The organism is Oceanicola sp. 502str15, assembly GCF_024105635.1.
GTDB lineage: Bacteria > Pseudomonadota > Alphaproteobacteria > Rhodobacterales > Rhodobacteraceae > Vannielia.
Genome location: NZ_WYDQ01000001.1, coordinates 2,013,008 through 2,024,943, shown reverse-complemented (window position 1 = coordinate 2,024,943; position 11,936 = coordinate 2,013,008). Strand labels below are relative to the sequence as shown.

Here is an 11,936-nt window from a genome sequence, read left to right as displayed (position 1 = left end):
GCGTCGGATACCGCCGGTCAATCTGAAACCTCGGGGGGGTCTGGAGGCGAGTACCGGAATCGAACCGGTGTGCACGGATTTGCAATCCGCTGCGTAACCACTCCGCCAACTCGCCGTCCTTGGGTGGTGCGCCGGGAGGTAGCGGGTTTCGGGAGCTGTTTCAAGAGGTCTCGGAGGGGGTGGCGCGGGGGCAGGGGAGATCCGCAGCCTTCTCGGCTGCACCAGTACCGGCCGGGCAGGGCGGTCGGCGCCTGTTCACCCCGCGCGGCAGGCGGGGGGGGGGCTGTGCACAGAAGCGGCAATACTGTGTGAACCCTGTGCGCATCCGTCGTGTTGCCTCGCCCGGCGTTTCATGGCAATCCTAAGGAAGAGAAGCGAACCGAAGAGTTTACTTTCAATGACCCTATACGACACCCGCCGCACCATGATGGTCGACAACCAGGTCCGTCCCTCGGATGTGACCAAGTTTCCCATCATCGACGCCATGCTGAAAATCAAGCGCGAGGCCTATGTGCCCGACGACAAGCGCGAGGCCGCCTACCTTGGCGAAAACCTCACCATCGCCCCCGGTCGGGTGATGCTGGAGCCGCGCACCTTCGCCAAAATGCTCGACGGGCTCGACGTGAGCCCGACCGACATGGTGCTCGATCTGGGCTGCGGGCTGGGCTACTCCGCCGCGGTCCTGGCCGACCTGGCCGATACCGTGGTTGCGCTCGAAGAGGTCGAGAGCCTCGCCACCGAGGCCGAGGCGATCCTGGCGCGCGAAGAGGTGATGAACGCCGTGGTTCTGACCGGCCCGCTGGCCGAGGGTGCCGCCAAGCACGGGCCCTACGATGTGATCGTGATCGAAGGCGGGGTCGAAACGCTGCCCGAGGCGCTCTCCGAGCAGCTCAAGGAGGGCGGCCGCATTGCCTGCGTGATGATGCAGGGCGGGCTCGGCACGGTGAAGATCGGCACCCGCCAGAACGGGCGCATCGCCTGGCGCTTTGCCTTCAACGCCACCGCACCGGTGCTGTCTGGCTTCGAGACGACACGCGAGTTTGCGCTCTGAGCCGCGCGCAGCCTGCCGGTCCGCGGCCGATGCACGGTCTGCACAGATAAGACGAACGGCGCCAGAGAGCGCGAAGAGGCGAGGGCCGAGATGGGATATGTTCAACATCTGCGCAAAGGGCTGACCGGGGTTGCCCTGGCCGGCACCCTTGCCTTCGCACCGCTGGCCGCCGGGGCCGAAACGCTGACCGACGCCCTGATCACCGCCTACCGCCACAGCCATATCCTCGACCAGCAGCGGGCGCTCCTGCGTGCCGCCGATGAGGATGTCGCCATCGCCCTGGCCGACCTGCGGCCGATCATCGCCTTTTCGGCCGGGGCCTCCGCCTCGGCGACCTCCAACTACGAGCTGGGCGCCACCGTCACCCTCTCCGCCTCGATGACCCTGTTCGACAACGGCGCCACGCGGCTTGGTGTCGAGGTCCAGAAGGAGGCGGTGCTGGCGACCCGCGAGGCGCTGGTGAACTACGAGCAGCAGGTGCTTCTGGCCGCGGTGCAGGCCTACATGGATGTCACCTCCGCCTCCGAAAGCCTTGCGCTGGCCCGCTCCAACGTGCGGCTGACCAACCAGCAGCTCCGTGCCGCCCGCGACCGCTTTGAAGTGGGCGAGGTGACCCGCACCGAGGTGGCACAGGCCGAGGCGCAGCTTGCCGCCGCCCGCAGTTCGGAAGCGGCGGCCCAGGGGTCGCTGGAAATTGCGCGCGAGAGCTACCGCGTGGCCGTGGGCAGCTATCCCAACGGTCTGGCCCCGCCGCCTGCGCCGCCCAAGCTACCCGCCTCGGTCGACGCCGCGCAGGCCGTGGCCGTGCGCACCCATCCGCTGATCCGTCAGGCCCAGCACACGGTGGCCGCCACCGAACTCGGGATCAAGCAGGCGCAGGCAGCGATGAAGTTCACCGTCGATACCTCGGCCAACCTCAGCTTCGACGATCAGGGCAATGACCGCTCCAGCTTCGGGCTGACGATGAACCAGCCGATCTACGCCGGTGGCAAGCTGTCGGCCACGCTGCGCAAGGCGCGCAATCAGCATGAGGCCAACCGGGCCGCGCTGTTGAGCACCACCCACAACGTGCAGCAGCTCGTCGGCAACGCATGGGCCAACCTGCGGGTCGCCGTGGCGCAGCTTCAGGCGACCGACCAGCAGATTCGCGCGGCAACCGTCGCTTTCCGCGGTGTGCAGGAAGAGCAGAACCTCGGCGCCGCCACCACGCTCGACGTGCTCGACGCCCAGCAGGACCTGCTCGATGCGCAATCTGCCCGGATTGATGCGCAATCCCAGCAATACGTAGCGCTTTATTCACTTCTTTCTGCGATGGGTCTGTTGACCGTGGAGCATCTGGGCCTGGGCATCCAGACCTATGATCCGGCGGCGTATTACAACGCGGTTAAGTCCGCGCCGGTGCAGCGCTCCAAGCAGGGGCGCCAGCTCGACAAGGTGCTGGAACGTCTGCAGCGCCAGTGATCGGCTGATCCGGGCCCGGCCATTCGGCTGGGATGTTGTGCGCCGCGCTCCAAAAAGTTAACCTTTGACCGGGGAAAAGCTCGTTCGGCCCGGTTCCGGCCCCGTGCCTGTCTGCGTGGCGGGCAGGTCACGGCCTGCGGAAAAGCACGAGCAAACGGGCGAAAACCCCCGCCACCCACGAGAAATTGCGGGATAGGGTGGGGACGTCGCGGCGAGAGGTAGAGATGTCTGATCCGATGTCGAACGTTGAAATAGAGGATGTGCTGTCCTCAATTCGCCGCCTTGTGTCGGAGAATTCCACACGTCCGCGCCCCGGCAGCGCCGACCCTGAGGAGGGCGATGCACCCATGGCCGGCGATGATGCCCTCGTGCTCACCCCCTCGCTGCGAGTCGGGGAGGCGCCCGAGGTGCCTGCGGAGGATCTTGCCGAAGACGAGCCCGAGATTGCCGGAGACGAGCCGGCGCGCGAGGCGGAAGATGCACCGCAACCCGATGAAGAGACCGCGCTCGATGCCTCCTGGGAGGAGGTCGCAGGCGCGGAGAAGCCCGAGGCGAGCGCGCCCGCCGTGGAAGAGCGCACCCCCGAGGCGCTGGAAGCCCGGGTGGCGGGGCTGGAGGCCGCGTTTGACGAGGGCGAGAGCTTTGAGCCCGACGGGTCGGAAGTGACCGACCTTGCGGAAGATTTCGAATGGGAGGAAGACGCCGACGATGACACGGTGATCGACCTTTCGACCGCCGATGTGCCCGCCGGGCGCCTGCATTTCACCCGGATCGAGCCGGAAGAAACAGCGGAAGAGCCCGCCGAAGCGATCGAGGCCGCCGATGAGGCGGCGCCTGTCGAGGAGAGCGCCGCGCCCCAGGCCGACGACGAGCCCGTTCTGGCGGACGCCGAATGGGATGGCAGCGCCGACGACCTCCCCGAAGAGGCCGAGGCCGAAGAGGAATGGCCCGAGCCCGAGGAAGACTGGTCGGCCCCCGACCTGCCGCGCCCCGATGAGGCGGAGAGCGAGGCCGAGGAAATGCCCGAGAGCGCGCCGCCGCTGATGTTCCGCCGGAACCGTGCCGCGCTGCGGGCCGTGGAAGACGTGCCGGAGGCCGATGACGCGCTGGAGGGCTACGTGATCGGCACGGCCTCCCGCAGCGACGAGATCGCCGCTGAGGGCGAGGATGACCCCTGGGACGACGAGACGCCCGCCGACGAGGCCGACAGCGCCCTGATGGACGCCGATTTTGACGAGGCCGCGCTCTCTGCCGCCGTCAACGACCCGAGGGGCCCCACGCTTCTCGATGAGGCCCGGCTGGCCGACCTGGTGGCCGAGGTCGTGCGCGACGAGCTGCGCGGGCGCATGGGCGAGCGCATCACTCAGAACGTCCGCAAGCTGGTGCGTCGCGAGATCGCCCGCGCGTTGGAAACCCGCGGCATCCGCTGAACCGCACCCCCCAAACGAAAAAGCGCCGGCATGGCAACCGGCGCAATTTCAGGGAATTCAAGAGATATGTGGTCTGGATCAGGCGGCTTCGGCCTGTTCAGCGGCCTGGCGACGCTCGCTCTCTTCGCGCGACAGCGCAACAGAGGTGCGAACACCCTTGCCGACAAATTCCATCAGCCCGCCCACGACCCGCTCGTTGGGGTCGATCCCGGCGCAGCTCAGAACTTCACGGCCATCGCGCGACCGCGCCCAGCGGGCGATCTGCTCAGGGCCGTTGCCGTATTTCTTGTCATCCGCAATGGCATCATCCAGAGCAGCAAGGACAACTGCCGCAAAGAGTTTGCGAGCGCGTTGGCCCTGTTCCTGGTTGAAAGCCGTGCCGTCGACAAAGTCAATCATGCGTTTTCCTTGTTTTTCTTGGTCTTGAGGATGTGGCGTGCCGCCGATATAGGAGTGTTTCTCCCCGATTCGATATGCCGCCTAAGTCATGGCAGCTATGCGCTCCGTGCATAACTCTACGTCACCATCCACTGTATCTAGTCGGCTTGTCAGCCCAACAGCGGCAAGATATAGCTCACGCCAAACCGCTTTCAAGATTTTGCCAAGGTTTCGCCACAATGCCGAAAATTAACGGAAACGAAATTCGCCCGGGCAACGTGCTCGAGCACAACGGGGGCCTCTGGGTCGCCGTCAAGGTCGACCACGTGAAGCCCGGCAAGGGCGGCGCCTTTGCCCAGGTCGAGATGAAGAACCTGCGCAACGGCTCCAAGCTCAACGAGCGCTTCCGCTCCGCCGACAAGGTCGAGCGGGTGCGGCTGGAGCAGAAGGACCAGCAATTTCTCTATGAAAACGATGGGATGCTGGTGTTCATGGACAATGACACCTTCGAGCAGATCGAGCTTCCCGCCGACATCCTCGGCGAGCGTCGCCCCTTCCTTCAGGACGGGATGACCATCCAGATCGAGTACCACGAGATGGAGGCGCTGAGCGCGTCGCTGCCGCAGAAAGTCACCTGCAAGGTTGTCGAAACCGAGCCGGTGGTGAAGGGGCAGACCGCCGCCAACAGCTTCAAACCGGCGGTTCTGGACAATGGCGTCAAAGTCATGGTGCCGCCTTTCGTCGGTCAGGATGAAGACATCATCGTGAACACCGAAACCATGGAGTATGCAGAGCGCGCCTGACCTCGGGCGCGGCAACAGTCTGTTTCGTAGAATTTTCGATAGAAAAGGGGCTCCAGCGGGGCCCCTTTTTTCGTTCAGGGAGCCGAGCCGTCCCAAGTGAGCGTCGCGTCACCCGCCTGCAACGGCCCACTCGCGCGATCAAACCGCAGCCAGGCCAGCGCCTCGCCACCCGCTTGGGTGTAGATCACGCCAGCCACCTTCTCGCCCGCGCGGATCTCTGTGCCAACGGGAGCGGCGCCCTCGATCTGCACCCGAACGAGGCCCTTCTTCAGCTCGGTCTTGTGCTTCATCCGGGCGGTCACTTCCTGCCCGACGTAGCAGCCCTTTCGGAAATCCACGCCGTGGAGCCGCTCGAAGCCCACTTCCAGCGGATAGCTTTCGCCCGGCACCAGCTCCACGCCGGTTTCGGGCACCGCATGGGCCACGCGCAGGGCGTCCCATTCGGTGTCATCGCCCGGCGCCCCATTGTAGGCCCGCCAGCCCATCGCCGGATGGCGCGGGTCGGGCAGGGCGCCTTCAGGGGCAGGGCCGGTGCCACGGCTCACGCGCAGGTCGGTTTCTTCCACCGCCACATCGGCGCGCAGCCGATACATCTTCAGTCGCTTGGCCAGGTCTGCGGCCAGCGGAGTTGCAACATCGAGCAGCAGCGCCTCCTCCTCCGGCACAAGGAAGAAATCGGCCAGGTACTTGCCTTGCGGCGTCAGCAGGGCCGCCCAGACGAGCCCGCGCTCCAACCCCTTGAGGTCATTGGTGACGAGGTTCTGCAAAAAGCCGATCCGCTCGGCGCCGGTGATCCGAAAAACAGTGCGTTCCATGGGGGCAGACATAGCGCGTCAGCTCTCCTTGGCGAATTGCAGGTGATACAGCTCGGCATAGGCGCCGCCCTTGGCCAGAAGCTCCTCGTGGCTGCCCTCTTCCACCACCCGTCCGGCCTGCATCACGAGGATCCGGTCGGCGTCGCGCACGGTCGAGAGACGGTGCGCGATGACGAGCGTTGTGCGCCCCTGCGAAAGCTCGTCGAGCGCGCCCTGCACCACGGTTTCGCTCTTGGTATCCAGCGCCGAGGTGGCCTCGTCGAGCAGCAGCACCGGGGCGTCGCGCAAGAGCGCCCGGGCAATCGCCACCCGCTGGCGCTGCCCGCCCGACAGGCTGGAGCCGCGCGGCCCGGCGGGGCTGTCGAGGCCCTCGGGAAAGTCCTTCAGGAAGTCGGTCACATGGGCACCGGCAAGGGCAGAGGCCAGTTGCGCCTCCGGCACCTCGCGGCCCAGCAGGATGTTCTCGCGCAGCGAGTCGTCAAACAGCAGCGCCTCCTGGCTGACCACCGAGAACTGGCTGCGCAGCTCGGGCAGGCCGATCGCGTCAATCGGGGTGCCGCCAAGGGTGATCCGCCCCGAGCGCGGATCAACGAGCCGGGTCAGAAGGTTGAAAACGGTCGACTTTCCGGCGCCAGACGGGCCGACGAGCGCCGTGGTCTCGCCCGCGCGCGCCACCAGCGAAAGCCCGTTCAGCACCGGCGCGTCGCCATAGCTGAGGCGCACGTCGTCAAACACGATGTCGCCCGCGGCGGCGGGTTTGGGCGTGGCCGGCGAGGTCAGCGTGGGCTGCACGTCAAACATCTCGCGCACCCGGCCAAGGCTCACCTTCGCGGCCTGCCACGCTCCGCTGATCTGCCCAAGGCGGCGCAGCGGCTCGAAGGCCAGCGCCATGGCGGTGAAGAAGCTCATGAACTCGCCCACGGTCTTCTCGCCGCCGATGATCTCGCGGCCGCCGTAGATGAGCACCGCGAAAAAGCCGATGCCGGTCATCACGTCGATCAGGGCGGGCACCATGGCGCGGCCGAACTGGTTGCGTATCTCCGCCCCCACACGTTCCGAGGCCAGCCCGTCGAAGCGGCGCGACTGGTAGTCTTCCAGCCGGTTCAGCTTGATCGGGTTGATGCCGTGAAACACCTCGTCGAGCCGCACCGACATGTGCTGCGCCAACTGCCGGTCCTGCGTGGCGGTGCGGTGGATGTAGGCCTGTGCCAGCAGGGTCGGGGCCACCAGCAGGGGGGTGCCGATCAGCGCCACCAGCGTCCACTGCCAGTCGATCCAGAGCACCACGGCCAGCAGCGACACCAGCGCCACCACATCGCGCCCCAGGCCGGTGATGACCACATTGGCCACCTCGCGCACCGCGTTGGTATCATTGGAAACCCGCTCGATCAGCGCGCCCGGCGGGTTTCGTCCGTGCCAGGTGGTGTCGAGCCGCATCAGGTGGGCAACCATCCGGGTCTTCATCACGTAGATCACCCGGCTCGCCACCCGCGCCAGCAGCAGCTTCTGGCCGACCGAGGTGCCGGCGCGGATCAGGAAGATCGCCAGAATGCCGAAGCCCACCGTCCAGAGCGCCCCGCTTTCGCCGGCAATGAAGACCGAGTCGAACATCGGCTTCATCATGTAGCTCAGGAAGCCCAGCATCGAGCCTTCGACCGCCATCAGCAGCCCGCCCGCCACCAGCGCCGGCCAATGCGGCCGCAGGTAGCCCCGCCAGAGCCAGGCGAAGGCGCCGCGCTTGGCGGGCTCGCTCACGCGGCCTCCTTCCGGCTGCGGGCCTCGAAGCTGCGGGCCACCTCGGCGGGGTCATACCGGGTCAGAAACCATTCTTCGGCCCCGATCCCGGTGGCGATATGGTCCGCCTCCCACATGTCGATGATATGGTCGCAGACGCCGGTCTTGGTCCACTTCAGGTGCAGATAGCGCGGCGAGAGGTGCTTGCGGGCCTCCTCGACCGAGGATTTTTCGACAATCAGCTTGTAGAGCACCGAGGCCAGCCCGGCCCGGTCCGCGCCCGATTTGCAATGCATCACGAAGGGCTTGTCGATCGTCTTCAGCGTATGGATGAGGTTCAACATCTCCTCCCTTGTCGCTGGCCGCCTTGCATAAATCTTGGCCACCACGAGGTTGAGCCCAAGCTCGCGGCAGGCCTCCTCCTCGAACAGCCAGGGCGAGAAGCCGCTTTCCTGTCCACGCAGGTTGAGCACCGTGGTGATCCCCATGGCCTTGTACTTTTTCAACCTTTCGGGCCCGGGATGGTTGGAGCGATAGACCCCCTCCGCGACCTTGTCGAAATTGGTCCAGAAGGTGCGCAGCCAGGCGTGATCGAAGAGGTGAAAGTGCCACTTCGCCTGCCGACGCTTCTCGGGCGTCGAGATGTCATCGCCAAAGGAGGTGCGGATCGCCCGCTCCTTGCTCTTCAGCCACTTCTTCAGCCCGTCCAGCATGGGGCTCCTTTCCGTCACGTTTCGCGGGGCATAGCCTTTGCGGCAGGACCAAACAAGCACACGCAGTGTTGACGCCGCGCCCAACCGGCATAAGGTGCCGCCCGATAAACCTCCCCGGAGCACGCCCATGACCCTCGCCAATGGTCGCGAATACCTCGCCATCCCCGGCCCATCTGTGATGCCGGACCGCGTATTGCAAGCCATGCATCGCGCCGCGCCCAACATCTACGAGGGCGCCCTGGCCGACATGGTCGATGCGATGGTGCCCGATCTGAAGGCCGTGGCGCGCACCCGCCACCACGTGGCGATCTACATCTGCAACGGCCATGGGGCCTGGGAGGCGGCGCTGACCAACGTGCTGTCGCGCGGCGACAAGGTGCTGGCGCTTTGCACAGGGCGCTTCACCCATGGCTGGGCCGATGTGGCCGATAAGCTGGGGGCCGACGTGGCCCGACTCGATTTCGGTACACAGGGCACGGTCGACGCCGAGGCCTTCGCCGAGGCGCTGGCCGCCGACAAGGCGCACCAGATCAAGGCCGTGCTCGTCGCCCATGTCGATACCGCCACCTCGATTCGTAACGATATCAAGGCCCTGCGCGACATTCTCGACAAGGCCGGCCACCCCGCGCTGCTCTGCGTCGATTGCATCGCCTCGCTGGCCTGCGACCCCTTCGAGATGGACGCCTGGGGCGCCGACCTGATGGTTGCCGCCTCGCAGAAGGGCCTGATGACCCCGCCGGGGCTCGGCTTCGTCTTCTTCAACGACCGCGCCGATACCGCCCATGCAACCGCCGGCATGGTTTCGCTCTACTGGGACTGGACGCCGCGTTCGCGGCCCGATTTCTTTTACCAATACTTCGGCGGCACCGCGCCCACGCACCACCTGTTCGGGCTGCGCGAGGCGCTGAACATGATCGGCGAGGAGGGGCTGGAAAACGTCTGGGAACGTCATCGCCGCCTGTCCGGCGCCGTCTGGGCCGCCGTCGCCGCATGGGGGCAGGGCGGGCCGCTGCGCTTCAACGTCGAGGATCCTGCCCTGCGCAGCCAGGCCGTGACCGCGCTGTCGATCGGCCGCGAAAACGGCACCCGCCTGCGCAGGTGGCTGATCGAGAACACTGGCGTCACGCTGGGCATCGGCTTGGGCATGTATGCCCGCGACGACCCCGAGGGGAACGGCTATTTCCGGATCGGCCACATGGGCCACCTCAACACCCACATGGTGCTCGGCGCCCTCGGCAGTATCGAGGCCGGCATGATCGCGCTCGAGATCGACCATGGCCGCGGGGCCTTGGAGGCTGCGGCGCGGGCCTGCGCCTGACGGTGCCGCCCGCGGCGGCGGCCTAGCGCCCCAGCCGCGCAATCCCCCGGTCGATCGCCGCGCTCAACAGCGCCACGCCCAGCCATCCCCAGAGGGCGGCCACAAGCATCAGCACCCCGAACAGGCTGAAGCCTGCGCTGACCAGAAAGGCGTTGGTATAGTCTTCAACCCGGCCGACGGGACGGTTGCGCATGGCGGTGACTCCTTGGCTGTCGCCAAGCCTAACCCCGCCTTGTCGCGCAGAAGAGTCTATTTCTCGTGAACGGGTGTCGAGAGCGCGGCAAGCGCCTCCGGCAGCACCTTTTCTAGCCGCGAAAGCTCGGCCTCGGGCGCCGCCGAGATCCGGATGCAGCGGTCCTGCGGTGCCGCGAAGGGCATCCGGATGAACACGCCCCGCCGCCCCAGCTCGGCCACGAGGGCCTTTGCGCGGGCCGCACCGCCGCCGCAGTCGAGGGTCACGAAATTGGTGCAGGAGGGCAGGGGCGTCAGGCCGTTTGCCGCGGCGATCCGGCCGATCCGCCGGCGCGCCGCCTCCACCTCGCCCTGCACCCGCGCCAGATGCGCGGTGTCGGCCAGTGCCGCCAGCGCCCCGGCCTGCGCCACCCGGCCAAGGCCGAAGTGGTTGCGGATCTTGTCGAAGGCGCGGATCAGCTCGGGATGGCCCACACCGTAGCCCACCCGCAGCCCGGCCAGCCCGTAGGCCTTTGAAAAGGTGCGCAAACGAATGATGCCCTCGTCCGAGGGGTCAAGCTCCAGCAGGTCGTCCTCCGGGGCAAATTCCACGTAGGCCTCGTCGAGCACCAGCAGGCAGCCCTCCGGCAGCGCCTCCCGCATCGCGGCCAGCCGCTCGGCGCCATGAAAGCTGCCCATCGGGTTGTCGGGGTTGGCGAGGTAGATGATCTTGGCGTCAACCTCCGCCGCCTTGGCCACCAGCGCCTCGGGGTCTTCGGTGTCGTCGCGGTAGGGCACCTTGTGCAGCACCCCTCCAAAGCCCGCCACGTGGTAGTTGAACGTGGGATAGGCGCCGTCCGAGGTCACAACCGCATCGCCCGGGCCAACCAGCAGCCGGGCGATATAACCCAGCAGCGCGTCGATCCCTTCGCCCGCGATCACCGCCTCGGGGGCCACGCCAAGGTGGCTGCCGAGCGCCCGGCGTAGGTCGTGCACCTCGGGGTCGCCATACATCCACGCGCCCCGCGCCGCCTCGCCGATGGCACGGATCGCCGAGGGCGAGGGCCCAAAGCCGCTCTCGTTCGCCCCAAGGCGCGCATCGAAGGTGCGTCCCCTTGAGCGTTCCTGGGTTTCAGGCCCGACGAAGGGCACGGTGGACGGCAGGCCCTGGGCCAGATCGGTATAACGCGGGTATGTCATGGGGCCGGATTTGCGCTGAAAAACCGCGCCGAGGCAAGAGGGTTGATGGGGCAGGGGTGGCCCCTTAGGTTGGCCGCGCATTGCATGAAAGAGCCCAACCTTGCCCGAGTATCTGACCAGCCCCGAAGGCCGCCGCATCGCCTATCACCGCACCGAGGGCCGGGGGCCGGGGGTGGTCTTTCTGGGTGGCTTCAAGTCCGACATGGGCGGCACGAAGGCGGTGCATCTCGAGGCCTGGGCGCAGGCCCGGGGCCAGGCCTTCCTGCGCTTCGACTACTCCGGCCATGGCGAAAGTTCCGGCGCCTTCACCGAGGGCGCGATCGGCGACTGGGCCGAGGATGCAGCCGCCGCGATCACCACGCTCACCGAGGGCCCGCAGGTGCTGGTGGGCTCCTCCATGGGCGGCTGGATCTCGCTGCTGATGGCGCGACGGCTCGGGGCAAGGCTCGCCGGCCTCGTGACCATCGCCGCCGCGCCGGATTTTACCGAAGACAGCATGTGGGCCGGGTTCTCGACGGCGCAGCGGGCCGAACTGGCCGAAACCGGGCAGGTCGCGCTGCCCTCCGACTACGGCGAGCCCTACATCATCACCCGCCGGCTGATCGAGGAGGGGCGCAACCAGCTCGTGCTGCGCGATCCCCTTCTGCTACCCTATCCGGTGCGGATGCTGCAGGGCACGGCGGATGAGGACGTGTCGCAGGACGTGGCCCTGCGCCTGCTGGCCCACGCCGAGGGCGATGACATCCGCCTGACCCTCGTGAAGGGCGCCGACCACAGGTTTTCGGCCCCGCCCCAGCTTGCCCTGATCGAGCAGGCGCTGGAGGAGGTGCTGGCCGCGCTGCCCCCGGTCGGAGCCCCCTGA

12 protein-coding genes and 1 tRNA gene are annotated in these 11,936 nt (G+C 67.0%); 6 read left to right on the top strand and 7 right to left on the bottom strand.

The window, feature by feature from the left end; genetic code table 11:
• Positions 1 to 41: 41 nt before the first annotated feature.
• Positions 42 to 115 (bottom strand) — tRNA-Cys (locus GTH22_RS09805).
• 282 nt (positions 116 to 397) lie between these two features.
• Between GTH22_RS09805 and GTH22_RS09800 the strand changes: the two genes are divergently transcribed.
• The 3 genes from GTH22_RS09800 to GTH22_RS09790 all read left to right on the top strand — a co-directional run bounded on the left by GTH22_RS09800 (position 398) and on the right by GTH22_RS09790 (position 3,942).
• Positions 398 to 1,051, top strand: coding sequence for a protein-L-isoaspartate O-methyltransferase (locus tag GTH22_RS09800; protein WP_252945006.1), 654 nt, complete (start codon positions 398 to 400; stop codon positions 1,049 to 1,051).
• Positions 1,052 to 1,141: 90 nt separating this feature from the next.
• Complete coding sequence (locus GTH22_RS09795) at positions 1,142 to 2,512, top strand: TolC family outer membrane protein (RefSeq protein ID WP_252945005.1); 1,371 nt, start codon at positions 1,142 to 1,144, stop codon at positions 2,510 to 2,512.
• A gap of 347 nt (positions 2,513 to 2,859) precedes the next feature.
• Positions 2,860 to 3,942, top strand: coding sequence for a hypothetical protein (locus GTH22_RS09790; protein ID WP_252945004.1), 1,083 nt, complete (start codon positions 2,860 to 2,862; stop codon positions 3,940 to 3,942).
• A gap of 78 nt (positions 3,943 to 4,020) precedes the next feature.
• Here the strand turns inward: GTH22_RS09790 and GTH22_RS09785 are convergent, their stop codons facing one another.
• Positions 4,021 to 4,341, bottom strand: a complete 321-nt coding sequence (locus GTH22_RS09785; RefSeq protein ID WP_140015094.1) for a DUF6280 family protein — start codon at positions 4,339 to 4,341, stop codon at positions 4,021 to 4,023.
• 218 nt (positions 4,342 to 4,559) lie between these two features.
• Between GTH22_RS09785 and efp the strand changes: the two genes are divergently transcribed.
• Positions 4,560 to 5,123, top strand: coding sequence for an elongation factor P (gene efp, locus GTH22_RS09780; protein ID WP_252945003.1), 564 nt, complete (start codon positions 4,560 to 4,562; stop codon positions 5,121 to 5,123).
• 74 nt (positions 5,124 to 5,197) lie between these two features.
• On the opposite strand, the gene GTH22_RS09775 is transcribed toward efp, so the two are convergent.
• From GTH22_RS09775 to GTH22_RS09765, 3 genes are read right to left on the bottom strand one after another with little or no spacing between them, the layout of a single operon-like run.
• Positions 5,198 to 5,938, bottom strand: coding sequence for a folate-binding protein YgfZ (locus GTH22_RS09775; RefSeq protein ID WP_252945002.1), 741 nt, complete (start codon positions 5,936 to 5,938; stop codon positions 5,198 to 5,200).
• 18 nt (positions 5,939 to 5,956) lie between these two features.
• Positions 5,957 to 7,693 carry an ATP-binding cassette domain-containing protein gene (locus GTH22_RS09770; RefSeq protein ID WP_252945001.1) on the bottom strand — a complete coding sequence of 579 codons (1,737 nt, stop codon included), beginning with the start codon at positions 7,691 to 7,693 and terminating at the stop codon, positions 5,957 to 5,959.
• Complete coding sequence (locus GTH22_RS09765; RefSeq protein ID WP_252945000.1) at positions 7,690 to 8,385, bottom strand: tyrosine-protein phosphatase; 696 nt, start codon at positions 8,383 to 8,385, stop codon at positions 7,690 to 7,692. The genes GTH22_RS09770 and GTH22_RS09765 overlap by 4 nt, the downstream gene beginning before the upstream one ends.
• 127 nt (positions 8,386 to 8,512) lie before the next feature.
• On the opposite strand from GTH22_RS09765, the gene GTH22_RS09760 reads away from it, so the two are divergent.
• Positions 8,513 to 9,703 (top strand): alanine--glyoxylate aminotransferase family protein, encoded by a 1,191-nt coding sequence (locus tag GTH22_RS09760; protein ID WP_252944999.1) that lies wholly within the window; start codon positions 8,513 to 8,515, stop codon positions 9,701 to 9,703.
• A gap of 22 nt (positions 9,704 to 9,725) precedes the next feature.
• Here the strand turns inward: GTH22_RS09760 and GTH22_RS09755 are convergent, their stop codons facing one another.
• Positions 9,726 to 9,896 carry a hypothetical protein gene (locus GTH22_RS09755; protein WP_252944998.1) on the bottom strand — a complete coding sequence of 57 codons (171 nt, stop codon included), beginning with the start codon at positions 9,894 to 9,896 and terminating at the stop codon, positions 9,726 to 9,728.
• A gap of 56 nt (positions 9,897 to 9,952) precedes the next feature.
• On the bottom strand, positions 9,953 to 11,074 hold the full coding sequence (locus tag GTH22_RS09750; protein ID WP_252944997.1) for a pyridoxal phosphate-dependent aminotransferase: 1,122 nt from the start codon (positions 11,072 to 11,074) through the stop codon (positions 9,953 to 9,955).
• A gap of 100 nt (positions 11,075 to 11,174) precedes the next feature.
• Between GTH22_RS09750 and GTH22_RS09745 the strand changes: the two genes are divergently transcribed.
• Entirely contained in the window at positions 11,175 to 11,936 is a 762-nt protein-coding gene (locus GTH22_RS09745; RefSeq protein WP_252944996.1) for a carboxylesterase, read from the top strand.

Excerpts from the sequence above, each read along its gene's own strand:
- GTH22_RS09800 (WP_252945006.1), top strand. The coding sequence starts at position 398 with ATGACCCTATACGACACCCGCCGCACCATGATGGTCGACAACCAGGTC.
- GTH22_RS09795 (WP_252945005.1), top strand. The coding sequence starts at position 1,142 with ATGGGATATGTTCAACATCTGCGCAAAGGGCTGACCGGGGTTGCCCTG.
- GTH22_RS09790 (WP_252945004.1), top strand. The coding sequence starts at position 2,860 with ATGGCCGGCGATGATGCCCTCGTGCTCACCCCCTCGCTGCGAGTCGGG.
- GTH22_RS09785 (WP_140015094.1), bottom strand. The coding sequence starts at position 4,341 with ATGATTGACTTTGTCGACGGCACGGCTTTCAACCAGGAACAGGGCCAA.
- efp (WP_252945003.1), top strand. The coding sequence starts at position 4,560 with ATGCCGAAAATTAACGGAAACGAAATTCGCCCGGGCAACGTGCTCGAG.
- GTH22_RS09775 (WP_252945002.1), bottom strand. The coding sequence starts at position 5,938 with ATGGAACGCACTGTTTTTCGGATCACCGGCGCCGAGCGGATCGGCTTT.
- GTH22_RS09765 (WP_252945000.1), bottom strand. The coding sequence starts at position 8,385 with ATGCTGGACGGGCTGAAGAAGTGGCTGAAGAGCAAGGAGCGGGCGATC.
- GTH22_RS09760 (WP_252944999.1), top strand. The coding sequence starts at position 8,513 with ATGACCCTCGCCAATGGTCGCGAATACCTCGCCATCCCCGGCCCATCT.
- GTH22_RS09755 (WP_252944998.1), bottom strand. The coding sequence starts at position 9,896 with ATGCGCAACCGTCCCGTCGGCCGGGTTGAAGACTATACCAACGCCTTT.
- GTH22_RS09750 (WP_252944997.1), bottom strand. The coding sequence starts at position 11,074 with ATGACATACCCGCGTTATACCGATCTGGCCCAGGGCCTGCCGTCCACC.